Genomic DNA, 25,141 nt, shown 5'->3' on the forward strand with positions numbered 1-25,141 from the left:
TATTTCATACTATTTCATAATTTATTACTTGACTTTAATATAGTTGTCTTTCTATTTTATTGTACGAAAATTTATAAAATCATTCTATCAAATACCTTTGGAAAAGTGTCAAAGATATTTAACATGGAGGGATTAATCTAATTTTGTTAGTAGTCTGATCAGTGTGTCTGTGGCATTTCTTAGCTCTTCTTTTTCTTTTTCATCAAGTGTAAGTGGCATCGATGCTTCTACTGATGCAGAATCAATCACATTCTCTTTTAGAAACTGTGTACCTTCTTCACTAATAGCAATACGAATCATTCTTCGATCTTTTTCATCATGAAACCGTTGGATTAAGTGATGTTGATAAAGTTTATCAATAATTTGGGTTGCCTGTTGTTTGGATAATTTTAAAGAGGAAGATAATTCACTCATTGTCATTGGACCTTTTTTCGCAAGGGCAATCAGACAATAATGTGTTTCATAACTGATTTGAGAATGCTTTTGGGTACGTTTGATAGGGCGTTCTACTTTATAATGCCATAATGGCAATAATTTGATAAAGTTGTCTATAATATCACGATCATTCATAACTAGTTCCTTTCTTTCTGCTTGACATAACAAAAGCAGAAGCATACAATATAGTACATAACACTTTACTATTCACAAAACTGTATCAAATTAAGAATAGCGTAAAATGAATAGAAAAGCAAGGTTATTTGTTGTTTATTATATAGAAATTGGAGGGATATCGATGAAGACAGAAAGTAAGTCATATTTGGGATTAATCCTGCACAATGCTTTTCGTTTTGTGATCAATGTAGGCTTTGTGTTTATCTTTCAGATTATATTTGGAGTGGAAAATATCCTGCCTGGTGTCGCCATCGGCGTAGGCTTTACGATGCTGCCAATGATGGATTTGCCTATTCGGCCATGGACAATGTTTTTCATCATCATGCTCCTTTATACAGGTGGAGGATTGGCAGGGGAATTAGCACTTGTTTCTCCTGTACTAGCATTTCCTTTGTACTTTCTTTTTACAGTATTGATTATTTTATTGAGTAATGAGCCAGTCGCATATAAGCCAAATATTTCATTTTTATTATGTTTTGTATTTTCACAGGCGACTCCACTTCCATTTGATCTGCTGGCATCTAGGATGAATGCAGTTTTCTTTGGTGGTTTGATTGTTGGCGTAGGGACCCTCATTAACTGGTATCGTTATGGATATGGCAAAAATGGAAGAACGATGCGACAACAGATACAGCTGTGTGCTAAAAATCGCAGTTATATTTTCCGTATGTCCTTCGGTATTGCCTTTGCGATGACAACTGGTATGCTGCTGCACCTTCAAAAACCGTTATGGATTAGTATTGTGGTAATGTCATTGACGCAATTAGAATTTTCAGAAACCATGGAACGTATAAAATATCGTTTTATCGGAACCATGATAGGTGTGGTTTTGTTCTTTCTGTTATTTCAAATTTTGATACCGCAACAATACGCCATGTATGTAGTCATGTTCTTTGGCTATATCGGGTTCTTCCTGCCGGATTATAAATATAAACAGATAATTAATGCTGTCAGTGCGTTAAATGCATCTCTTGTTTTACTAGATGGCGTCACAGCGATTGAACAGCGTATCGCTTGTTTAGTTGCAGGAATCGTCATTGTTATCGTGATTTATGCGTTGACTTTTGTGATGAAAAAATTAAAAAAGCTTCAACAGGATATTCAGCATTATGTTTTGGCTGATGATTTCCCTTATACAACCTCAAAAAAAGGATGAAAAATATGTAACGTATTTTCATCCTTTTCGTATGCAACTTCTATACAAATAAATAAAACTTAATCATAGCAGGTAGATTTGCCAGATTTGATATCAGCTATTTCTTGAGCTAAATAACTTACAAAATCCTCTTCTTCTAATACTTCTTCTACTTCTTCCTGTGTTGCGTTCATTCGCGTACCTCCTGAGCTTAGCTATTGTATAGTTATGCTTTATTTAGTGGAATTATACCGCATACAAAATGAAAGTCAACGGAAAATGGTAAAGTTTTTGTAAAGTTTATTAATGGTATACAAGGGCTTACAAAAATAACAATATCGTGAACAAATTGTATGGTTATCTATGACAACTGTGTTATGAAAAGATTTAAGTAGATTTAACTCTATCAGCTAAAACAAAAAAGAGTTAAATGTATTTAAATCGATTTGATATTTTACCAAAAGAGTTAAATAGAACATCATCACTTTGTATAAAACCAGCGTTTTTATAAAACTTTCTGGCATGATGATTTTCCTTTAACACCCAAAGATACAAATCATGATATCCTTCTTCTTTTAAACACATGATTGTTTCATGAAGAAGTTGTTTGCCATAACCTTTACCCATATAGTCTGGAAGCATATAAATAGAAATAATTTCACCATATTCATGTAATCTGGATAATCTTGATGAACCATAACTAGAGGTAGCTATCATTTGATTATCTTCTATCATCACAAGGGAACGCCTTCCTTCAGATGATAAATTCTTAGCCCATTTACCTTTTGGAAGATGATCCAAATAATCTTGAGGAATGATTCCTTTACAGGCAGATTTCCAACTTTCTTCATAGATTTAGCTAATCTTATTTAGATCATCTGTTTCATTTACTTTTCTCATCATCATAATCCTCTTAATCGAAGTAAAACAAATCTTCAAATTTCTTGTCTAAAGCAATGCAGAGAATCAAAGCAAGCTTCGCAGTAGGATTGAACTGACCAGTTTCAATGGAACTGATGGTATTTCTTGATACCCCAACCATTTCAGCTAATGCGGATTGTGATAATCCTTTTTCTGTTCTTGCCTCTTTTAGGCGGTTTTTTAAAATTAATGTATCATTCATGTTAGTGCCCCATGAAGAATCTGATGGTTGCAAATATCGCGACAAGCAAAGTAATAAGCGCCATTATCAGATTAGTAGAATCTTTTGTTTTCACATAACAATATATGCGACCAGCAAAGACAGAGAAACATACAGTTGCACATAAATCCATGATAGGTTGATCTTTTTGCGCTCTGATGAACGCAAAGATTGCGGCACTGATCACCAAGGCAATATAAGTATATTTCATTGCTTTATCATGTGTCTAGACAACCATTTCATCTTGTTCATTTTGTGCTCTTTTCAATATTTCTTCTTTATTCATTATAGGCCTCCTATGCTTTTAGTATTAATCTTGTCAAAATCATTATGGATATAATAACAGAACCCACAAAAATATAAAGATTTAGTTTATCTTTCGTATTGATATAAAACGTAATGTGACGACCCGCAAAACCAACAAGAAAAGCTAGGGAACAGATTTGATAATCAATAAAAGATGCTCCTGTGATTGCCTCTTGTATAAAGGATATAATGGCAAGTCCTAAAAAGACAAACATAATTGCGATATAAGCATTCTGACTGGCACGTTGTTCTAATGCTTTTTCTCTTTCATCTCCATTTTTATTTTCTGATCTGCTTTTGTTTAAAATTTCTTCTTTATTCATAACAATTTTCTCCTTTGTATCTTGTGCCAAGTTTTATTGGCATCTATACTATAGCATTGCCAAGTTTTGTTGTCAACAGATTTTGCCAAGTTTTATGTGCATTTATTCTATAAGTATAATTTTGTATCCATGAAAAAAACAGACTCATTAGCCTGTTCTTATAAATTTATTAAGATTTTTTATTTATTTCTTGTATATGTTTCCATGCTGGAATTAATAATTCTTGTAAACGTATTTCCATTCCTTTCACATAAAATTCTTTTCTTGCCTTACTGATGATTTCTATGTCATTTTCTGATTCTGGTATTGCATAAATCATATTTGCTATTTGATCCATATGTTCTTGTATTATGGGGACAACGCGCTTAATAGCTTTTTTTATATCCTCATCTTCCATCTTTAAAAGCTTACGAAATTGAAGAACTTTTCCATCAATATTATATCCAGTTACAGTATTTAAAGCACTATTCATTAATTTTGTTTCATCTTCCAACAGGCTTTTTATTCTATTATCGGATATTTTGGTGGAAAAAGAAGCTCCATTATCGAAAATTGGTGCTAATGATACGGAACCATCCAAATAACGCAAAATGCCCCAATTACCACTATTACGATCATTATTATTAATGAATCCATCTATGATTACACAATCCCAGAAACGTTTTGACATCCCTTCAATGATATTTAACAGTTTGTTATATTTTAGGTGTGCTTTTACTGCATGTAAACTGGTACTACCAACACTATTACTTTCTGATATTGTTTCTTCTAAGAATGCTTCAAGATCTTTATTATAATAGTTTTTGACTTCTCTAAATTCCTGTAACTTCACATTTGCATTTGTGAAATCTTTACATGCCACAACAAGCTTATGATCCTTAACGCCTAATCTTGTTTCATGAACAGGATAGCCAAGGATTTCATATACATGGCTGCCTATATATTCAGAAAGTGGAGAAGTTGTATAAGAAATTTCGGTTTCGCGCATTCCCTTAGTAGTTTTTGGAAACTTTAATATCCAATCTTCATTTTGATAGATGATACCAAGTTTGCTGCCTGCCATACCGCCATAGGCTTTATTATTTTCTATACATTCATTAAAATCTATTAAGAACATAAACATTATCCTCCTCGATATCGCTCACATAGTATATCTCTTTGTTTGCTTGTCATTTCTTTATTAATCACAAATTCTTTAGTGATATTTTCTATGAAGTCACATCGATCAAAATATGACCAATCTTCATTTTGATCCATTTCCTCCAGCTCATCAACAAGATCCTGAATCATATTCGGTAATTTGAAATCTATTTTGACATCGTCATTTACCCAGTGATACGTTTTTTTCATATATGATCACATCCTTTTACTGATAGTATTATAACACGTTACAATTTTAAACATCTATAGTTTTTTGTTTCATGATGCGGTATTCCATATATAAGATCATAAGCATCATGATGAGTAAAAGTATAAATGTATAAATAATAATGGATACAGAATAGGAAAATGATATAGAAAATTGGAAGAAAATAGCGAAGATGTCTGTGGAGAACTAAATCATTTGGAATTGTGATTTGATCTAGTTGAAAGTCAGAATGGAATTGATAAGAATTAGCACCAGCTAAGGAACTGCATTCATGAAAAATAGAGAAAGTATTTTTGTATTGTGATGGTAAAGTATTTCTGAAACGTACATGTATACCTTGTTGGTCCTGCATGTTTTGTTTTCTGTACTTGCCTATATAATATAACTTAATTGTTAAATTCATTTATGAAAAAAAGTTCATCATAATGATTCCTTATGATTTCTTCATAATTTTTTTCGTTATGATTTCTTCCTATATAGTATAATGTACCTGTTTAACATAACATAAATAGGAGGAAATTTCTATGATAGAGTATTACATAAGAAAGCATACATTATATAAAGTTGCAATTGCTGTATTGATTGTATCAGCGTGTGCGCTTGTATATGCCATTTATATGAACGTAAATGCATTAACATTATGTTTATTATTTGTATTACAAATAGCAGTGGTCAGCTCAATTTTGATGAAAGCAATCAAAGAGGTTATTCATCATTATCATGAAGAATGGGATACAATTTTGGATGATGATGTAGATCCTAAGAAGCTGATTGAAAAATATCAAAAGGATGAAAAGCTTCAGACATTCACAGAGGCAAGAGCAAATTGTGCTGTTTATTATCATTTAGCTGGGGATCAGACAAGTGCCAAAATGATGATACAGGATATCCTTGCGACAGAAAAAAAGCTAGCCCAACAAGCAATGTTCCATATTAATCTTGCGGCATTTTATGAAGCTGAGGATGATATCGACATGAGTAAACAAGAGCTGGCATCAGCAAAAGAAGAACTGCAAAAGTTAGAAAAAAAGAAAATATATGCGGGTAGTGTTTTCAAAATGAAGAACAGATTAAAAATGCTAGAAATGTATTATGCATATAAAGACCATGCAATTTCCGATAAAGAATATGAAGTATATCTCAAAAAGATGTTGAAACAAGAGAAAACCAATCGTGGAAAACTCCAGCAGCATTATCGCTTGGCGATATTATATATGGATCAGGAACAATTAGGATTTGCCAGAGATGAGGTAAATCAGGTGATTGATCTAGGCAGAAAAACCTATATGGCTGAAAAGATTCAGCTAAAATTAAGAGCATTGGAAGATAAAGAAGGGCTGTCATTATGAAAATATTAAAACATTTCCTTGTGGTATTTTTGGTGGAAGCGCTGTTGTTAGGGGCTTTATTTATATGGATGCCAAAGCAGAAAAACAGTAATATTCTAGCGAGTGAATCAAAAGGTGAAAATACAATCGTTTTAACAAAATCAAATGAAGAAACCGTGACAATTACCGCAAAAAATAAAGAAACAACCAAAGAACGTGATTTTACAATTTTTGATGAAAAGAAATTATCTGCCGATATTGAATGGAAAAATGCACAGAGCGCACAGGTAAAGATTATTGGAAAAAACCAGGATTTATATGATGTTACAGTAACGTTTAATGGTAATAAAATTGAAATCCGTAATGGTGAAAATGATCCTCTGATCTCATATGAAGAAACGATGAAATTACAGAAGGAGCAAGAGAAAAAAGCAAAAGAAGAAGCTATGAAAAAGATAGAAAAAATGTCAGCACCAACGATTGCATTGGTAAAAGACATTACAAAGGATAGCGATATTGAAAATGGATATGCCAGCACACCAGCCAAACCACAGGCACCAATTACAGAAGAACAAAATGCTCAGGTAAATCATGGTGATGATGGTGCCTTGTATGATATGAAAATAGAGGCAGGCAAGGTAATGGTTACTTTAGATGGTGGTGGACACTGGGTAAATGTACCAGTAAACGGCAGCCGCCTTCAGGATTATTGGCTGACCTTCTATCGAATGGGAAATCAAAGTTATTATATTGATGCGGATATGATTATGATTGCTTATTGTGAAAAATATCAACAGCCACATATCATTATGTCAAAAGATCAGGGAAAGACATGGAAAGATATACGAATAGATTGTGAATCTGCGGGAATATCACAAATTTCAATCGCAAAAGATAAAAACCATACGTATCGTATTGCGATGATGTCAGGAGATTATTTGATGTTTACAGGTACAAGTACAGATGGCATCAATTGGACTTTTGATAAACCATCCGGAAATGATATAGAAAAAGCTTCTACCATGTATTCCATGGCATTGATGAAGGATGGTACGATTTTAGTTACCAGTTTTGATGATTGTTTAATCAGTAAAGATCATGGCAAAACATATACCAGTTTAAAAGAAATCAATCCAATCATTGCACAACAAATCAATTATCAATTAATTCCATATGATGAGGATGGCACTTATTGTATTCCATTAAAGAATGGTAAAGTTGCGAAAAGCAAAGATGGAACAAATTGGGAATAAATCATATAAGATGATGAAGTAAAGTTATGAAAAATATGATAAAATCAAATTAATAAATACAGGAGGTTTTATCATGCTGATTCAAGAAAAACTAAAGGAAAAACAGGACTTTTCTGATGTTGAAATATTGATTGCAGATTATTTATTAGATAATAAAGAGAATATCGCAGAGCAAAGTGCAAGATTTATCGCATCTCAAGTATATACAGCACCATCAACAGTTGTGCGTTTATGTCAAAAAATAGGATATCAAGGATTTAATGATTTTAAAAAAGCATATTTAGAGGAAACAGCTTATCTTCAATCACATTTTAATGAAGTCAATCCTAATTATCATGATCAGGGAAAAGAAATAGCTTATAAGATAAAACATTTATATAATGATGTACTTGGAGATGTTGCTACTTTGTTAGATAAAGATGTCATCGCTAAAATAACAAAAATTTTAAATGCTGCGAAAAATATCTATATATGTTCTTCTGGAGTACAGGCTGATATAGCCAAAACCTTTAAGGATAAGATGTTAAGAATAGGAAAAAATGTTATTGTAGAATCAAAGATGGATCAGGCATATTACTTGGCTTCTTTTAGTTCAAATGAAAACGTATTTCTTATGATTTCGTATTCTGGAGAAACTGAAGTATTGTTGCGTGTTGCACATAAATTGAAAGAGCGTAAAATTCCTTTTATTGCATTGACGTCCTACGGGGATAGTACCCTTCATAAATTAGCAAATGAAACAGTCTATGTTTGTACCAGAGAAAAACTTAATGAAAATCTTGGCGACTTTGGGATGAATCTCTCGGTATTATATATTTTAGATATTCTGTATGCTACTGTATTTAATGAGAATTATAAACAAAATTTTGAAAATAAAGTTATCATATCACATGAATTTCAAATAAATCGTAATACACAGAATCCTATTTTAAAGGATTCTGATAAATGATTTAGCAACAGTGTTGCGAAAAAATATATTAGATAAAAATAAATGTTGCAACAGTGTTTGAAAAGGCTTTCAAAATATTGAAAGTCTATTTTTTTTACTTATAATGTGAAGTGTAAACAAAAGATATCGATTGTTTTAACAAAAAAGAGGAGGTCAAAGTATGACTGAAAAAGAACTTGCTTCAACATTATTAATGTTGGTAGGAGGAAAACAAAATATAGTAGCAGTAGAACATTGTATGACAAGATTAAGATTCAATTTAAAAGATTCATCTCAAGCTGATACACAAAAAATTTTGAATATACAAGGTATTATTAGCGTTGTAGATAAAGGGGGGCAGTATCAGATTGTGATAGGAAATACTGTAAAAGATGTATATAAAGAATTCATCAAATTAGGTGATTTTCAAAATAATGAAATAAGTGACGAGAAAAAAGGAATTGTGAATAAGATTTTAGATACAATTTCTGGAATTTTTATACCTATTGTACCTGCATTGGCTGGAGCAGGTATGTTAAAAGCTTTGTTAGCGTTGCTGACAATGTTAAAGGTTGTAGCACCGGATTCACAAACTTATCAGTTTTTAAATTTTATGGGTGATTCGGTATTTTATTTTATGCCAATCATTATTGCAGCAAGTGCATCAAAAAAGTTTCATGTAAATCAATTTGTGGCAATGGGAATAGGTGCAATTCTAATGCACCCGACTTTTATGAATATGATTGCAGTCGCAAAAGAATCACAGACTGGTTTGGAAGTTTTTGGACTACCAGTTTCACTGGTAAGCTATTCATCTTCAGTTATACCGATTATTTTAGCGATATGGTTTATGTCTTATGTGGAACCAATTACAGATCGCTACATGCCAAAATCTATAAGAATATTTATGACACCATTAATCACTATGTTAGTGGTTGGTATTGCCACTTTAGTAGCAATAGGACCATTAGGTAACATTTGTGGTCAATTATTAGGTGATGCAATTGGTATGTTAAATCATTATGTAAGCTGGCTGGTTCCTCTATTGGTTGGTACATTTACACCATTGATGGTTATGACAGGTATGCATTATGGATTGATTCCAATTGGTATTAATTTATTAGCAACCACTGGATTTGATACAGTAGCTGGTCCAGGTATGATGGTTTCTAATATTGCACAGGGAGGAGCTTCCCTTGCTGTTGCTTTCCGTTGTAAAAATACAGAAATTAAATCTTTAGCAGCCTCTGCTGGTATCAGTGCAGTCTGTGGTATTACTGAGCCTGCAATGTACGGTATTAGTTTACGTTTTAAAAAACCATTAATAGCTGCTATGATTGGAGGAGGTGCAGCTGGTTTATTTATAGGTATTATGGGGGTTGGGCGTTACGCACAAGTATCTCCGGGATTATTTGCGTTGCCTAGTTTTTTAGGCGAAAAAGGTATTTCTAATCTTATTTACGCAATTATAGGCTGTGCAATTGCATTCATAGTTTCCTTTATTATAAGTTTTATCTTAGGAATTGATGAACCCAAAGAAGATGTAAAACTTAATGAACAAAAAGAAATTAAATTAGATGATGAAGAAATCTTTGCTCCATTGAAAGGGCAGGTCATATCTTTAGATAAAGTAAATGATTCAGTATTCTCAAGTGGTTCTTTAGGAAAGGGTATGGCAATTATTCCATCAGAAGGTAAAATTTATGCTCCAGCAGATGGTACGATCTCTGCATTTTTTGAAACAGGTCACGCTATTGGTGTGACATCAAAGCATGGCGCTGAAATCTTGATACATGTCGGAATTGATACAGTTAATTTAAAGGGGAAATACTTTTATCCTAAAGTAAAACAAAATGAACAAGTGAAAAAAGGTGAGCTTCTGTTAGAATTTGATTTAAACAAAATGAAAGAAGAAGGCTATGATTGTACTACTATGATTATAGTGACCAATAGCCAGCAATACACAAGTGTACAGTCAGTCAAAATTGACGAAGCAGATAAAAATAAAGAGTTAATGATATTGACCATTTAGAAAGAGGTAAATATATGGGATTTCCAAAAGATTTTTTGTGGGGTGGTGCTACAGCAGCAAACCAGTGTGAAGGTGCTTATCAAGAAGATGGAAAAGGTTTGAGTACCGCAGATGTAATGTGTCTTGGTGCACATGGGGTAAAAAGAAAGATAACAAAGCAAATTTAAGAAAACGAATATTATCCTAGTCATAAAGCAATCGATTTTTACCATCATTATAAAGAGGATATCGCTTTATTTGCGGAAATGGGATTTCGAGTTTATCGAATGTCAATCAACTGGACAAGAATATTTCCAAACGGAGATGAGGAACAGCCTAATGAAAAAGGTTTAGCGTTTTATGATCGCATTATAGATGAGTTAGAAAAATATCATATAGAACCATTGATTACAATTTCACATTTTGAAACGCCATTGGCATTGCAAAAATATGGTTCATGGGCAAATAGAATTGTTGTAAAACATTATCTTCGCTTTGCAGAAATACTGTTTAAACGTTATAAAGGAAGGGTTCATTATTGGCTGACTTTTAATGAAATAAATTGTATGTCTACCCAACCTTGGGTGTCTGGTGGGATTGAAAGTGATGATGAATCAATTAGAATGACAGCAGCATATCATCAATTATTGGCAAGTGCCAAAGCAGTTATAATGGCTCATCATATAGATTCAGAAAATAAAGTAGGAATGATGTATGCTGGACATTTCGCATATCCCAATAGTTGTAATCCTAATGATGTAATTGCAACAATGGACTTTATGCATAAAATGCTGTTTTATTGTGATGTACAATGTAGAGGATATTATCCTGCTTATAAAAAGCAAGAATTGCAAAGATTAAATATAAAATTACCTATTATGCAAGGGGATTTAGATGATTTAAAAAATGGCACAGTAGATTTTGTTTCTTATAGTTATTATTGTACACATGTCACAGGTGAAAAAACCAAAGGCATTATGAAAGGAATGAATGGATTAGATACAGGATATAAAAATCAGTTCCTACCAAAAAGCGACTGGGGATGGACAATTGACCCTCAAGGCTTACGTTATTCATTAAATCTATTATATGATCGTTATCAGCTGCCAGTGATGATTGTAGAAAACGGTTTAGGGGCTATTGATCAATTGGAAAAAGGAGAAGTTCATGATGACTATCGTATATCATATTTAAAAGCTCATTTAAAAGAACTTGAAAAAGCAATTATGTTAGATGGTGTTGATGTAATGGGATATACCATGTGGGGGCCAATAGATTTAATAGCGGCATCTACAGGTGAAATGAAGAAAAGATATGGCTTTATTTATGTAGATGTAGATGATTATGGAAATGGAACATATCAACGATATAAAAAGGATTCATTCTATTGGTATCAAAAAGTAATTCAAACAAATGGTGAATATATACACGAGGAGGATTAAATATGAAAAAAAGTTTATTTATGGATAGTGAATACTGCAGTATGGGGCGTTGGATTTCTGCTATTGTGGCAGATGCACTAGATATGAAATTTTATGAAGCAAAGCACCTCATACAATTTGCGGATGAAGAATGGCTTACTGAAGAATATCTAAGAAATTTTGATTTAAGTTTAATTGGAAGAAATCCTGATGAATTGAAAGATGATGAAGAATTCCAACGCGTATATCAAGCTATTTCAAAAGCTATATTAATAGCCATTGAACAAGGACCATGTATTATCCATGAACGCGCTGCAGCAGAAGTTGTGAAAAATAAAACAGAATTTTTAAATGTTTTACTTTATAATACAAATATTGAACATAAACTACCTAGAATTAATGTGGATCCTTTATATGATGTAAGCAATGCAACAAAAGAAGATAAATTAAAGATTTTATACCAAGAAGATGAAATACGGAAAAATTATCATAATGCAGTTTGCACAAGCAGATGGGGCGATAAGAAAACATATGATATCTGTTTAGATAGTGATAAGCTGAGTAGAGAAAAATGTGCAGAGATATTGATTGAAGCACTAAAGGATGTTTCATTAGATATGGAAACTTGTAAAAAAATAATTGCGAAAGTATTTTAAAACCTCTGAATTTTCAGAGGTTTTTTACACATTCGACTGTTCATAGAATACTGCGATATGATAAATATTAAAGCCAAGCATCAATACAAATAATACCACTAATAATACAGAATCAAACTTTAGAGAAAACAGACGATTCACGAAATAAGTGAACTCATCCTGTCCCTTGCCAGTATAACCACTATTAATACCAATGATAACGGATAAAGCTGTGAAAGCAATGGTAATCAATGCATGTAACGTGCCGGAAACTAATCTTTTTTTTATGATGTTGTAACAGGCGAAAACGAAAGAAGCGAAAATACCAATCCAGTAAACGATCCATAAGCTCTCCATGTGATACATCTCCTTTTACATATTAGGATTTACAATTTTTAAAAAATTATGATGCGATTGGTTGAACCGCTTTCATATGAGCTTAATTAAGAGTATAATATAGAAGAAACATCTTGACAAGGAGGAAAAAGAAAAAATGAAGAAATTAATTATGAATGCTGATGATTTCGGCTTAAGTGAGGCCGTGAATTACGGGATTCTGAAAGGATTTCAGGATGGCATCCTGACTTCTACAACGATCATGGCAAATATGCCTGGTTTTGATCACGCTGTAGAAATGGCAAAACAGCATCCAGAAATGCACATTGGTGTGCATCTGAATCTGACTTGTTACAAGCCACTATTACAAACACACAAGACATTGGTTACTGAAACTGGCTATTTCAGAAATCAACTGGACATTGATGTGTACGATGAAGAAGAAATGTATCAAGAACTGGAGGCACAGATTGAAAAAGTACTGGCTGCTGGTATCAAAATTGATCATTTAGATTCTCATCACCATATTCATACAACAGAAAAACTAAAACCAGTTATCAAAAGATTATTGGAAAAATATCCATATCCAATCCGTGGAGGATTTGTTTATGAAAGTGATGTAAAAAAATCAGAGCTGATCATGGCGTTTTATAACGAAGGTGTTTCCCTGGAAAGCTTTGAAAACATTATAAAAGGAATGGAAGATGATAAAACATATGACTTAATGTGTCATCCTGCTTATATTGATAAGGTTTTAACATCTATGACTTCCTATTATATGAAACGTATTGAAGAACTGGATATTATATGTAATAAAGAATGCAAAGCATTATTAGAGAAAGAAAAGGTGAAACTTGTAAGTTACGCTGATATACAATAGGAGAGTGATGGGGATGATTCGTCTGGCTATTTTAGAAACAGAAGAAGTTGCGAAAGAAGTATTATTTGAATTAATGCGAAATTTAAAAGATCGTGAATGGTCATTTTCATATTTCACCAGAATTACAGATTTTGCGAAAAGTGATGAAAAACAGGATTTTCAAATCGTGTTATTTCATGAAAAATTTGATATTCCAAGAATTACACAGGCTTTTGTTTTATCTAAACCAAGACGGATTATGTTATATACTGTCGCTCACCTAAAGGATGAAATGAAAGAACGATATCCATTTCAGCGTATTTTATATCTCGACCGGACAAAGCTTAAAGAGGAAATGCAGGCAGTCTGTCCTTTGATTGATCGCATGTTGAAGAAGGAAGAAGAATACTTATTTCACTACAATAACGTATCGATTCCACTACGTATCAATGATATATTCTACATCGAAAAAGAAGATAAGTATTTAATTTATCATACACGCAGAGGAGAATTTCGTGAACGTAAAAGTATGAAAGAAGCGGCAGCTTTCTTTGAAGGCTATGATTTCCTCTGGATACACGTGAGTTATCTTGTGAACATGCAATATATCGCAAAGATTCAACAGGAGCATGTCTATCTGGATCATATAGAACTACCTATTTCCAGATCAAAGAAAGCATCTGTGATTGATAAGATGCATGCCTTTGTGGGAAAGTAAAAAAGATATATGAATGAGGCGGGAACTTTTTAAAGTTTTCCCGCCTTATGTTTTTATGATGATAATTTAAAGTATTCTCTCAGGGCTGCACGGATCACTTTGGTTTGATCAATATTACCTTTGTGAACACCTTTCATGATTTTGCCACGATATTTCATTTCATAAGGCTGATTTTCTTTTGGGATAAATTCATCAAGGTATGTGGCACGATTGCTTTCATCTCCATCGTTATCACGATCAAGCCATTGATCAAAATCTGCGCCATATTTTTTCAACAGATCAAGGATATCAAAGAAGCGTTTTTTTGAGATATTGTATGCGTTAGGATCACAGTCCACATATTCATTTAAATTATTTTCCGCATGTACAACCAATGTGCCAATCGCTGAAGTAGGGTATGGCGAATCTGAACAAAATGTTTCTTTGTTGGGATCAGCCCCCATCCTAAGCATAGTTTCTAATAGCTTCATATACTTTAAAGAATCTTCATATTCATGATATAGTAAAGAATCCATGGCACCAATGATAACATCATGAAGTACAAGTGCTGTGTGGTGGTACGGTGGTAGGATCCTCCATGAAATTTATATCCGCCCCATGAGCAATCAAAAGGTCAATGATCTCAAAATGCCGGCATTTAATCGCTACCTGAAGCGGGGATTGTCCTATGTCTTTTTTAGGCGTTTTCCCATCAAAATATTCATTTACGATGGTAGGATTTTTAGTAATGGCCGCTTGAATGGCTTCTACATTATTATTTCTTATATCTTTAAACAGCTTTTTCATTCAAATCATCCTTTCAAATATTCTATTATTTTATGAATTATATTTTATCATGATTTTCATTGGGTAGAAAACAGATGATGCATAAAGTAAATGATACTTAATATAATTTAAATTAATAATAAATTTATATAATAACGATATTTAAAATATAATAAAATATGAATTATCCATGTGCATAAGATACTTTTAAAGATATTTTACCAATTTTTCCAAAATTTTACCGATTATTCCAGAACGCTTTACAATTCTTATAACTCGCATATAATAAAGGTGTAAAAAGAAATAAGAAAAGAAAGAGAGCGGTGAGAAAATGGGAACGATAGCTGGTTAAATGATTAAGGAACTTGTCAAAACTGATGCGTGAAAGTTTCTCTTGTATAGGGATTCCATCAGATAGAAAGTTAATTTAAATATCATAATCATTTAACATTATAGGACATACGGTGTGGATCATCGGAAGTTAAAGCCTGAAGAAGAACTGGTGACAGCAGACAAGGTATCAGGAAAAGATAGAAGTAATTCTATCATCTGTGAAAACAGGAAACTCCATGTATAAATGAATTTAGCAGGTAAGGAATTATAGAAACATCATCCATACAATGCTTGGTTATAACGAGAGATGGTGTATATAAATCCTTTCCATATAGCTGTTAACATTTGAATATTTATAAGAATAATAGAGTATGACAGATCATAATGAAAGATCATACCAATGGTATTCCTATAAAATTCAAAGCAGTATCAAATAATAGAAACTGTCATAGCTGGTACAATACATATTGTTGCCATAAAAAAACAGAATCTATTATGACATATTGGGTGTTATAGCATCTGATATCATGGAGGTGATATTAACTGAATAATTTAGTATTAAGAAACATTCAGCGAAAGATCAAGGAAGTGATGCTCAGATAAATGATAAAAGCGACGGACATAGATATTTTTAAGACGCAGGATCTAAGCGTGTAAAATCGCAACCTGTAACAATTAAATTGGCGAATAAAGATAGATGCTATGTTCAAGATTTAAATTCAGGTACATTAAAAAAATGAAATAACATATTGTAAGTGGAGGAATCAGGAAAGAAAAAGATTCATATCCAATACAAAGATGGAAGTTCGTAATTGAAAATTGAATAATAAAAAGCCTTGGGTATTCTTAATATCGAAGGCTTTTTTGTATGATTGCCCATACATTTCCCAGGAAATAAGGTAGTTATTTGTCGATTATAGAAATTTCACAAAGTTACAGTTTTGTTAGTACATGAATTTTGTTATAATAGAAGGTGCTGGAGGGATCTTATGTCTGAAATATTTCATAAAGATGATTTTTTTCATGTGATGCAAGAGCAGGGTATCACGCTAAGTGAATGGCAGAAACAACAGTTTTCTATATATAAGGATATGCTCGTTGAATGGAACCAGAAAATGAATCTGACTGCGATTGTTGATGAAGATGAAATCTATGAGAAACATTTTCTTGATTCGATCCTGCCTTCTTTTGATATCAATATAAAGGGAAGTTTCTGTGATGTAGGTGCAGGAGCTGGATTCCCAAGTATCCCCTTAAAGATTGTATATCCAGAGTTAAAGATTACAATCGTGGAAACACTGGGGAAACGTGTTACTTTTTTAAAGGCGTTGTGTGAAGCGTTGAAGCTGGATGATGTAGCTTGTGTTCATGCACGTGCAGAAGATTATGCAAAACAATATAGGGAAAGTTTTGATTTTGTCAGTGCAAGGGCAGTGGCAAATTTGCCTGTGTTAAGTGAATTGTGTATTCCTCTTGTGAAAATGAATGGATATTTTATCGCTATGAAAGGTGCGAATGGAGAAGAAGAAGCCTCCCTTGCACAAAAAGCGATTACAACACTGGGTTGTAAAGAAGTACAGAGAAACTTCAAAACGCTGAGTGATGGTTCTAAGCGGGTGAACTTTGTTTATCAGAAAGTAAAACCGACACCTAATAAATATCCCAGAGCATTTGCGAAAATCAAGAAGAATCCTTTATGAGGAGGAATAGAATGAAAGAATCAAAGATGATATCGATTGATCTTGTGGAACCAAATCCATATCAGCCACGTTTAGAATTTAATGATGATGCATTGATGGATCTGGCACAGTCAATTCGAGAAAATGGACTGATACAGCCATTAACAGTCAGAGAAGTAGATGGCAAGTATCAGATTGTTGCGGGAGAACGTCGCTTTCGTGCAATGAAACTGAATGGCGCAGTAGAAATACCTGCCATTGTGATGGATGCTAATGAAATACAAATGGCAGAAATGGCATTGGTGGAAAACATTCAAAGAGAAAATCTGAGTGCGATTGAAGAAGCGAAATCTTACGTAGAAATCATGAAGTATGCTGGATTAAATCAGTCACAGCTTGCTTTGCGGGTTGGAAAAAGTCAGTCCAGTATCGCAAACAAAATTCGTTTATTGAATCTGAATGAAGAGGTTCAAAATGCAGTCAGCGCAAAAGAAATCACAGAACGTCATGCTAGAGCATTGCTTGGTCTGGATGAGGATAAACAGAAAAAAGCATTAAAGAAAATTGTTAAGAAAAGTTTAACGGTAGCGCAGACTGAAAAAATGTTGAAACAGGATGCTCTGCCAAAAGAAGAAAAACGCAAAGTGATGCTGAAAGGTATCTCTAAAAACCTGAAAATCGCAATTAATACGATTCATCAGGCTGTAAAAATGGTAGAACGTGCAGGAAATACTGCAGAAATACAGGAACAGGAAACGGAAGATGATGTCATCATCACAATCCGTCTGCCGAAGTAGAAAGGTGGAAACTATGGGAAAAATCATAGCTGTTTCCAACCAGAAAGGCGGCGTAGGGAAAACCACTACGTCTATCAACCTTGCGGCTGGTTTGGGATATTTAGGACATAAAGTTCTGCTGGTTGACTTTGACCCGCAGGGCAATGCAACACAGGGTGTTGGCGCACAGGTTGGTGAAGATAAACCATCTGTATACAATCTGATTATGGAAGATTATGAAGTATCAGATGTAAGAGAAAAATTAAGCTCACCACCAATCGATATCGTACCAGCCAATATATCATTAGCCGGTGCTGATTTACAAATGGTAAAATTTGAAGTAGGAAAAGAAGAACTACTTCGTAATAAATTAATTAAGGTAAAAGATGATTATGATTATATTATCATTGATTGTCCACCTAGCTTAGGATTATTGAATACCAACGCATTAACTGCTGCGGATTCTGTGATTATCCCTGTACAATGTGAATATTATGCATTGGAGGGTGTTACGCAGTTGTTGTTAACGATTCGTTTGGTACAGCAGCTATTCAATAAGAATTTAAAAATCGAAGGTGTTGTCTTAACGATGTATGATGCACGTACTAAACTGAGTGTAGAAGTACAACAGGAAGTACGTCAGCACTTTAAAGATCGTGTGTATAAAAACTACATACCAAGAAATGTAAAACTAAGTGAAGCACCATCCAGAGGTATGTCTATCTTTGAATATGATGTACGTTGTGAAGGCGCAAAAGCTTATGCAGGACTTGCGAATGAAGTTTCAAAAATGAACAAGAAGAAAAAGTAGGAGGTTTTACCATGGCGAAAAAAGAGAGCAGTCCAAGACTGGGAAAAGGACTTGCGGCCATTTTTGGTGAAGAGGTCGACGATGTCCTGGAAAATATTCAACAGGGAAATCTGGATGAGCATGTAGCTGATCGCTTTGAGGTCGCTGTTGATGAGGTAAAACCAAATCCATATCAGCCACGTAAAAAATTCGATGATGAAAAGATACAGGAATTAAGTGAATCTATCAAACAACATGGGGTATTCACACCTATCATCGTAAAAAAAGCGGTAAGAGGCTATGAATTAGTTACCGGTGAACGCCGTTTACGCGCAAGTAAATTAGCTGGTCTTGAAACAATCCCTGCCATTCTAATGGAGTTGGATGATCAACAGATGATGGAAATCGCATTGTTGGAAAATATTCAGCGTGAAGATTTAAATGCCATTGAAGAAGCACAGGGGTATGAAAAGTTAATCAAGAAACTTGGCTATACACAAGAAGAATTAGCGAAACGTATTGGAAAATCCAGAGAACATGTTGCCAATATGCTTCGATTGTTAAAACTTCCTAAAAAGGTGCAGAACTATGTCGTTGATGGAGAGTTAAGCATGGGGCATGTTCGTGCTTTACTTGGATTAAAAGATACATCTCTTATGGATGATGTAGCACATAAGGCAATCAGTTCTCATATGAGTGTACGTGCTGTAGAAGCACTTGTAAAAGAATTAAACGAGCCAAAAGAAAAACCTCAGCCAAAACCAAAAGATATTCATTTAGGTCAGGTAGAGGCAAGATTACAATCAAAATTCCAGACAAAAGTTAAAGTAGATGAAAAACAGATTGTGATCAAATATGAAGGCAATGATGATTTAAATCGATTACTGGAATTACTTGGCGGTATTGAAGAAGAAATTTAAGGTATAGAAAAGCAGAATGCATGTGTTCATCATGTGATTCTGCTTTTGTTTTATTTGTTTTTTAAAATATCCTTGCGAATATAAGCAATCGTTTCATCTAATCCATGATCTCGATGATATTCCAGTAAAGATTGTAATAAATCTTTTGTTTCTGGATGCATCATAACACGATCATAGCCATTCATAAAATATTCATAAGCACTCGCATCATGATACTTCTCCTTCATATATGTCCGGCTTGCGGCAATACGATCACAAAACATTTCCACTACATAGTTTACAGGCATACGCACAGGTTTTACACCATGCTGTGCTTCATCACCATTATCTAACCAGTATTCCCAATGATGAGGATTTCTGCCTTTGTGATGCAGCCAGCCCATAGAGTAACCATGTAATTCCTTTTCACGATTAATCGGGCTGCGGTTCCCTTGAAAATAGCGGACACCCGGAATAAATTCAACAGGAGAATATTTAGAAAGATCATGTTTTAATCCTTGTTTATATAATCCACAGCGAAAACAAAGTTTCATAACACGCCATTTATGAATTGTGATGGTACTTAAATGTCCCCAAAAATTATGCATAGTCCTCGTCCTTTCCAAGTCTACTATATTTTATCACTGTTCATAAAATGTGCAACGTATAATTGCCTGTAGATACAAAATTATATGAATTAAGATTTAGATAAAGCGCTCATCTATGAAAAAAAGACCAAATATGTTATCTGGTCTTTATGTGCTTACTTAATCATATGAATACGATCTTTTAGATTGAAAGAAGCAATTTCTTCATAATACTTTGTCTGTGGTTTATCTTTTTTTTCTATGACATGTTCAATTACGCCATCACGTAAAAATAAAACCTTTTGTGAATAACTGGCTACCATAGAATCATGCGTTACCATCATAATGGTTACATTTTTTTCTGAATTTAACTTCTGAAGAATTTCTAATACATCGTGGGCATTTGCGGAGTCAAGATTTCCAGTTGGTTCATCCGCAAACAAAATACTTGGACCATGTACAAGTGCTCTAGCTATCGCAGTACGCTGGCACTGCCCACCACTACAATCATTTGGCAGTTTATCTTTTACCGATGCAATGTTCAAAGATGTTAGATATTCCTGAATCTTTGATTCTATTGCCTGTTTGTCGCCCTTTTGTAAAGCCAGTGGCAAAGCAATATTATCATGTACAGAAAGTGAATCAATCAGATTGAAATTCTGAAAAACATAACCGATATGTCCTCGGCGAAATTGACTCATTTCTGCTTCCCCCATCTTACTAATATCAGTGTCATTAATCTCCACAGTACCCAAAGAGATGGTATCTAAACCACTTAATACATGTAGTAATGTTGATTTACCAGAACCACTGGGTCCCATAATACTGATAAATTCACCTGATTCTACAGCTAACGATACTTGATTTAATGCGGTAACTTCATTTTCTTTGCCTTTACAATATATTTTTGATACTTCTTTTGCTTCTAATACGCTCATGATGAAAACCTCCTGTTTTTTAATACTGCAGCATGTGGCAGTTCACATAATTTTTCACATAGAATAATTAAAACAATGAATACAGCTAGTACACTGATGGTAAATATAATTGATATATCCTGATACATCATAAACTTCACAATACTGATTATCACATAGACAAATGGTAATAAGAATAATAACGCAAAGTACCAGTACTGCTCCTTCTTGATGATTGATTTGATCATCTTTTCATCATATCCCAATAAAACAAGGTTACTGTATTGTATCGTACGTTTTGCGGCTAGGGTTGTCATATTATTGTAGATACACAATAGCATCATACTGATCATAATCACAAAGGAAATTGCGATAAATGTAATCGTCAAAGACTGTTGTGCATTACTACATAATAAAACACTTAAAATCATCATGGAGATAGATATCATACGTGTTAAGAATCCATTGGATTTTACAGCTTCTATCAGATTAGAATATAAGATAGATTTTGTAGCATCATACGCATACTTTTTCTGTAATTTTTCAAATATGACTGGCAGGATATTATGAAAAATACCACTGATGCCAAACATGCCTATGATCATATACACAAGATATAATTGTAAAACAGGTGGAATCATGATTATCATCATTAAAGGAATGCCATATCCTAATAAAGAAAATATTTTCTTGCCAGGCATTACATCGGCTGTTTTGTTGCCACAGATTTGGTCAGTTCAAATTTATCAGTACGATATACATACCCAATGTCACACAGCCATAAAAAGAATAACATTACCATAATGATCAAAAGTCCTATTCCATATGCTGAAATATCATAAGCAAAGATAGGAATGATCAAAGATGTCGCAATTGATAATATAAAATTGACGATGGGCAATCCTATAAATGAAATAAGTATACCTGCGATCATCGCAAACAACATACAGATGAGGTGCTGTAGCGCAAAGTATTTGGTGATTGATACCAAATTTGCGCCTGACATCGCCATAATACTAAGGGTTTTCTTTTGATTTTGAAGATAGGATTCATTTGCATAAAATACAAGGGCAACCGCTACCACGATAATACATGTACCCATCAAAAACAGATAAACGATTGGCAAGGTGCCATCCGCTACCATTTCCTGTGCAAATGCACCAGAGAATCCAAGGGTTGGATTACATACAAAGTGTGAAAAAATAATTGAAACAGCGACTGCGAAGGTTAAATTCACAATCAGAAAAGAATATTTCTTTTTCTCGTTTTTCATAGAGGTAACGGCCAAATTACCAATATTCATAAACATCTCCTCCTTTAAACCTCTTTCATTATACGTAAAACCTTTTAAAGCAGGGGAGAATTTTCATAAGAGGCGTTATTTTGTACATCAACGGTAGTAGGCGGTTTTGATAAAAAATAAATTTTTTCATAAAATGTTCACACACATTTCACATTCATGCGCTATAGTATATACGCAGGCAGAAATCTTGCTTGTTTGAATCAAACTGGTAATGGAAGATAGTTTCCCCATCCCTAAAATAACTATCATGTTTACACAACATAAGCTTCCATTACCTACCTTCATGCCAGGCTCTCAATCCCTCAAGAGAGCCTTTTATTATGTCAGATGAAAGACTTAATTTTAGGGAAAAACAGGTAAAAAAAGCAACATTCGTGTTATACTTAAAGAGATATAAGAGAGGGTGTTTTTATGAGCTATTGTGTAATGGATATTGGTGGAACATTTATCAAATATGCAGATATGGATGTGGATGGAAAGATTCTTTCACAAGATAAAATCAAGACGCCACTAACATCATTTGATGAGTTCTGGAGTGTGATGGACCGGTTAATAAAAAAGGAACATGAAGGGATTGCGGTATCTTTTCCAGGGCCTGTAGATGCGCAACGTGGTATTGTCATCGAAGGTGGTTCTTTACGATATATGAAACAGTTTGCATTTGTTGAGGAAATGCAAAAACGTTATGGAATTCCTTGTTCCTTAGAGAATGATGCACGTTGTGCAGCACTTGCGGAAGTATGGCAAGGTAATTTGAAAGATATCGCAATTGGTATGGTTGTGGTATTTGGTACAGGAATTGGCAGTTCTTTGACTATTAATGGAGAAGTATTTAAAGGTGCACATAACTTTTCAGGAGAGATATCCTGTTTAATCACAAAAGATATAGATACATTGGGATGGGGCGCAAGCTTTCATCATGATGCCGGCGTACCATTCTTATTGAAAAAAGTCAAAGACGCAAAACAGCTGAAAGAAGATATTGATGGAAAAGCATTATTCACTATGTTAGAAAATCAGGATGAAAACGCTTGGCGTATATTTAAAGAATATTGTGGAGAACTGGCAAAACAATTCTATAATATGCAATGTATGTTTGATCCTCAACGTATCTGTATTGGTGGAGGCATTTCTTTACAGCCATTATTTATATCAGAATTGAAAAAAGCGATGGATGAATTCTGGGCAAGAATCCCTGTAAATGTACCAAAACCGGAAATTATGCCATGTAAGTTTCATAATGATTCGAATTTATTGGGGTCTTTATATAATTTTTTGCATAAAAAATAAAAAAAGGTTATAAGTATGTTATACTTTCGTGGTAGGGAGTGGGAATATGGATGATAAAGAATCGTTAATTGAGAAGTATAAAGAATTTATAGAAAAAAACGAATCTTTTGCTTTAATTAGAATGAATATAAAGAATTTCCGTTATTATAATGAACGCCATGGTCAAGCGGCAGGCAATCAAATATTGATGGATGTTTTTAACGTGTTGGCTACCACATTATCTGAAAATGATGCAATGATTCGCGAATATGCGGATAATTATATTATATTGAAACATTGTGATTCAAATGAACAACTTGTTGCTGAATGGTTAAGACCCTGTGTCGATGTACTGTTTGATTGTACAAATCCAATCCTTTTTCATAATCTTTATACATCTTTTGGCATTTATTATGTAGATGATAAAACTTGTAGTTTTGAAAAAGCGAATGATATGGCTGAATTATGTAGAAAGTATACGGATACGATTTCTTATCGTGTATTTAGCTATGAAGTATATAAACAAGAATTTTTTGAAAAATATATGCGTTCTCGTCAAATTGAAGAATGGACAGGATTAGGTCGTGAAAAAGATATGTATCAGGTATATATCCAGCCTAAAGTCAGCGCAAAAACAAATGAAATCATCGGTGGAGAAGCACTGCTTCGTTTGTTTAATGAAGATGGAAACATGGTGCCAATTCAGGAATTTCTGCCGATTTTAAATGAGAATGGCTATATTCGTATGATGGATTTATGGGAATATGAAAAGGTTTTAAAACGCATGGATCAAAGATTAAAAGAGCATAAAAAAATCGTAAATATGAGCTTTAATATATCTAATTCACATTTCCATGATTCAGAAATATTTTCAGATTATAAAAATATCTCTGAACGTTATGACGTACCAAGAAATATGATTACGTGTGAATTTTTAGAAAGTATATCTATTGATGAAAAAAAGATGAACGAGTTGATTAAAGAGTTCCATGAAGAAGGTTTCCAGTGTGCACTGGATGATTTTGGAAATGGATGTTCTTCCTTTAATGTATTACGATATGCAGATATTGATATAGTGAAAATTGATCGTTGTTTCTTTGAAGAATCACCACGAGGCAACAAGGTTCAGATCTTAACAGCAATTGTGGAAATGTTAAAGATACTTGGTATGCATATTGTCGCAGAAGGCGTGGAGGAAAAAGAAGATGTAGAGCTTGTACAATCTCTAGGCGTTGATGAAATACAGGGATTTTATTATTATCGGCCAATGCCAATGGAAGATTTCTTTGCCTTGTTAGATAAAGAAGATAAAGAATAAATCATAGAGTAATATCCAATGCCAATAAGTTAAAGATATTGACAAAAACAAAAATCAGGAATATAGCTATTGAATGTAAATCAAAGGCTAATTCCTCTTTTTTTTGCGTTTTTTCTGATATATAGATAGA

At 33.5% G+C, this 25,141-nt stretch carries 28 protein-coding genes and 1 pseudogene; 15 read left to right on the top strand and 14 right to left on the bottom strand.

Features of this window, described 5'->3' with window-relative positions:
- Positions 1–132: 132 nt before the first annotated feature.
- Positions 133–570: a MarR family winged helix-turn-helix transcriptional regulator gene (locus tag DW114_RS19310; RefSeq protein WP_117455744.1), complete on the bottom strand. Its 438-nt coding sequence runs from the start codon at positions 568–570 to the stop codon at positions 133–135.
- A 163-nt stretch (positions 571–733) separates the two neighbouring features.
- On the opposite strand from DW114_RS19310, the gene DW114_RS19315 reads away from it, so the two are divergent.
- Positions 734–1,768 carry an FUSC family protein gene (locus DW114_RS19315; RefSeq protein ID WP_117455746.1) on the top strand — a complete coding sequence of 345 codons (1,035 nt, stop codon included), beginning with the start codon at positions 734–736 and terminating at the stop codon, positions 1,766–1,768.
- A gap of 405 nt (positions 1,769–2,173) precedes the next feature.
- Here DW114_RS19315 and DW114_RS19320 read toward each other — a convergent pair whose 3' ends face one another.
- The 6 genes from DW114_RS19320 to DW114_RS19345 all read right to left on the bottom strand — a co-directional run bounded on the left by DW114_RS19320 (position 2,174) and on the right by DW114_RS19345 (position 4,867).
- The gene (locus DW114_RS19320; RefSeq protein WP_255411931.1) at positions 2,174–2,548 is read right to left on the bottom strand and encodes a GNAT family N-acetyltransferase; all 375 of its coding nucleotides are present in this window, start codon (positions 2,546–2,548) and stop codon (positions 2,174–2,176) included.
- Positions 2,549–2,660: 112 nt separating this feature from the next.
- Positions 2,661–2,870: a helix-turn-helix transcriptional regulator gene (locus tag DW114_RS19325; RefSeq protein WP_117455748.1), complete on the bottom strand. Its 210-nt coding sequence runs from the start codon at positions 2,868–2,870 to the stop codon at positions 2,661–2,663.
- A 1-nt stretch (position 2,871) separates the two neighbouring features.
- A complete protein-coding gene (locus DW114_RS19330; protein ID WP_117455750.1) occupies positions 2,872–3,099 on the bottom strand; it encodes a hypothetical protein in 228 nt (75 codons plus the stop codon).
- 85 nt (positions 3,100–3,184) lie between these two features.
- Positions 3,185–3,517 (bottom strand): DUF6442 family protein, encoded by a 333-nt coding sequence (locus tag DW114_RS19335; RefSeq protein WP_117455752.1) that lies wholly within the window; start codon positions 3,515–3,517, stop codon positions 3,185–3,187.
- 169 nt (positions 3,518–3,686) lie between these two features.
- Positions 3,687–4,634: a HipA domain-containing protein gene (locus tag DW114_RS19340; RefSeq protein ID WP_117455754.1), complete on the bottom strand. Its 948-nt coding sequence runs from the start codon at positions 4,632–4,634 to the stop codon at positions 3,687–3,689.
- Positions 4,635–4,639: 5 nt separating this feature from the next.
- Positions 4,640–4,867 carry a hypothetical protein gene (locus tag DW114_RS19345; RefSeq protein ID WP_117455756.1) on the bottom strand — a complete coding sequence of 76 codons (228 nt, stop codon included), beginning with the start codon at positions 4,865–4,867 and terminating at the stop codon, positions 4,640–4,642.
- 543 nt (positions 4,868–5,410) lie between these two features.
- Here DW114_RS19345 and DW114_RS19350 point away from each other — a divergent pair.
- The 6 genes and pseudogenes from DW114_RS19350 to DW114_RS19375 all read left to right on the top strand — a co-directional run bounded on the left by DW114_RS19350 (position 5,411) and on the right by DW114_RS19375 (position 12,483).
- A complete protein-coding gene (locus DW114_RS19350) occupies positions 5,411–6,235 on the top strand; it encodes a hypothetical protein (protein ID WP_117455758.1) in 825 nt (274 codons plus the stop codon).
- On the top strand, positions 6,232–7,467 hold the full coding sequence (locus DW114_RS19355) for a WD40/YVTN/BNR-like repeat-containing protein (RefSeq protein WP_117455760.1): 1,236 nt from the start codon (positions 6,232–6,234) through the stop codon (positions 7,465–7,467). The genes DW114_RS19350 and DW114_RS19355 overlap by 4 nt, the downstream gene beginning before the upstream one ends.
- 73 nt (positions 7,468–7,540) lie before the next feature.
- On the top strand, positions 7,541–8,416 hold the full coding sequence (locus tag DW114_RS19360; protein ID WP_117455762.1) for a MurR/RpiR family transcriptional regulator: 876 nt from the start codon (positions 7,541–7,543) through the stop codon (positions 8,414–8,416).
- Between the two features lie 160 nt (positions 8,417–8,576).
- A complete protein-coding gene (locus tag DW114_RS19365; RefSeq protein ID WP_117455764.1) occupies positions 8,577–10,427 on the top strand; it encodes a beta-glucoside-specific PTS transporter subunit IIABC in 1,851 nt (616 codons plus the stop codon).
- Between the two features lie 14 nt (positions 10,428–10,441).
- Positions 10,442–11,848: pseudogene (locus DW114_RS19370) on the top strand (glycoside hydrolase family 1 protein).
- A 2-nt stretch (positions 11,849–11,850) separates the two neighbouring features.
- Complete coding sequence (locus DW114_RS19375; RefSeq protein ID WP_117455766.1) at positions 11,851–12,483, top strand: AAA family ATPase; 633 nt, start codon at positions 11,851–11,853, stop codon at positions 12,481–12,483.
- A gap of 24 nt (positions 12,484–12,507) precedes the next feature.
- Here the strand turns inward: DW114_RS19375 and DW114_RS19380 are convergent, their stop codons facing one another.
- Positions 12,508–12,819: a hypothetical protein gene (locus DW114_RS19380; protein WP_117455768.1), complete on the bottom strand. Its 312-nt coding sequence runs from the start codon at positions 12,817–12,819 to the stop codon at positions 12,508–12,510.
- Between the two features lie 136 nt (positions 12,820–12,955).
- Here DW114_RS19380 and chbG point away from each other — a divergent pair, with 136 nt between their 5' ends.
- Positions 12,956–13,678: a chitin disaccharide deacetylase gene (gene chbG, locus DW114_RS19385; RefSeq protein ID WP_117455770.1), complete on the top strand. Its 723-nt coding sequence runs from the start codon at positions 12,956–12,958 to the stop codon at positions 13,676–13,678.
- Positions 13,679–13,691: 13 nt separating this feature from the next.
- Positions 13,692–14,375, top strand: coding sequence for a LytR/AlgR family response regulator transcription factor (locus tag DW114_RS19390; protein WP_117455772.1), 684 nt, complete (start codon positions 13,692–13,694; stop codon positions 14,373–14,375).
- Between the two features lie 53 nt (positions 14,376–14,428).
- Here DW114_RS19390 and DW114_RS19395 read toward each other — a convergent pair whose 3' ends face one another.
- The gene (locus DW114_RS19395; protein ID WP_117455774.1) at positions 14,429–14,890 is read right to left on the bottom strand and encodes a hypothetical protein; all 462 of its coding nucleotides are present in this window, start codon (positions 14,888–14,890) and stop codon (positions 14,429–14,431) included.
- A gap of 16 nt (positions 14,891–14,906) precedes the next feature.
- Positions 14,907–15,161 (bottom strand): ankyrin repeat domain-containing protein, encoded by a 255-nt coding sequence (locus tag DW114_RS19400; RefSeq protein ID WP_117455776.1) that lies wholly within the window; start codon positions 15,159–15,161, stop codon positions 14,907–14,909.
- 1,301 nt (positions 15,162–16,462) lie between these two features.
- Here DW114_RS19400 and rsmG point away from each other — a divergent pair.
- Genes rsmG through DW114_RS19420 form a run of 4 tightly spaced genes read left to right on the top strand, consistent with a single transcriptional unit; the run spans position 16,463 to position 19,638 of the window.
- Positions 16,463–17,173 (top strand): 16S rRNA (guanine(527)-N(7))-methyltransferase RsmG, encoded by a 711-nt coding sequence (gene rsmG / locus DW114_RS19405; protein WP_117455778.1) that lies wholly within the window; start codon positions 16,463–16,465, stop codon positions 17,171–17,173.
- 11 nt (positions 17,174–17,184) lie between these two features.
- Positions 17,185–17,949, top strand: a complete 765-nt coding sequence (locus DW114_RS19410; RefSeq protein WP_117455780.1) for a ParB/RepB/Spo0J family partition protein — start codon at positions 17,185–17,187, stop codon at positions 17,947–17,949.
- 13 nt (positions 17,950–17,962) lie between these two features.
- The gene (locus DW114_RS19415; RefSeq protein ID WP_117455782.1) at positions 17,963–18,739 is read left to right on the top strand and encodes a ParA family protein; all 777 of its coding nucleotides are present in this window, start codon (positions 17,963–17,965) and stop codon (positions 18,737–18,739) included.
- An 11-nt stretch (positions 18,740–18,750) separates the two neighbouring features.
- Entirely contained in the window at positions 18,751–19,638 is an 888-nt protein-coding gene (locus tag DW114_RS19420; protein ID WP_117455785.1) for a ParB/RepB/Spo0J family partition protein, read from the top strand.
- A gap of 50 nt (positions 19,639–19,688) precedes the next feature.
- On the opposite strand, the gene DW114_RS19425 is transcribed toward DW114_RS19420, so the two are convergent.
- The 4 genes from DW114_RS19425 to DW114_RS19440 form a co-directional block, all read right to left on the bottom strand.
- A complete protein-coding gene (locus tag DW114_RS19425) occupies positions 19,689–20,225 on the bottom strand; it encodes a DUF5662 family protein (protein ID WP_117455787.1) in 537 nt (178 codons plus the stop codon).
- Positions 20,226–20,380: 155 nt separating this feature from the next.
- Entirely contained in the window at positions 20,381–21,142 is a 762-nt protein-coding gene (locus DW114_RS19430; protein WP_117455789.1) for an ABC transporter ATP-binding protein, read from the bottom strand.
- Positions 21,139–21,822 carry a hypothetical protein gene (locus DW114_RS19435; RefSeq protein WP_117455791.1) on the bottom strand — a complete coding sequence of 228 codons (684 nt, stop codon included), beginning with the start codon at positions 21,820–21,822 and terminating at the stop codon, positions 21,139–21,141. Before DW114_RS19435 ends, DW114_RS19430 begins: the two co-directional genes overlap by 4 nt.
- Positions 21,822–22,424, bottom strand: a complete 603-nt coding sequence (locus tag DW114_RS19440) for an FtsX-like permease family protein (protein ID WP_117455793.1) — start codon at positions 22,422–22,424, stop codon at positions 21,822–21,824. Before DW114_RS19440 ends, DW114_RS19435 begins: the two co-directional genes overlap by 1 nt.
- 411 nt (positions 22,425–22,835) lie before the next feature.
- On the opposite strand from DW114_RS19440, the gene DW114_RS19445 reads away from it, so the two are divergent.
- Positions 22,836–23,714, top strand: coding sequence for an ROK family protein (locus DW114_RS19445; protein ID WP_117455795.1), 879 nt, complete (start codon positions 22,836–22,838; stop codon positions 23,712–23,714).
- A gap of 46 nt (positions 23,715–23,760) precedes the next feature.
- Entirely contained in the window at positions 23,761–25,011 is a 1,251-nt protein-coding gene (locus tag DW114_RS19450) for an EAL domain-containing protein (protein ID WP_117455797.1), read from the top strand.
- The last annotated feature ends 130 nt before the right edge of the window (positions 25,012–25,141 follow it).

This window comes from Absiella sp. AM09-50 (genome assembly GCF_003433845.1).
Classification (GTDB): domain Bacteria; phylum Bacillota_I; class Bacilli_A; order Erysipelotrichales; family Erysipelotrichaceae; genus Hoskinsella; species Hoskinsella hominis.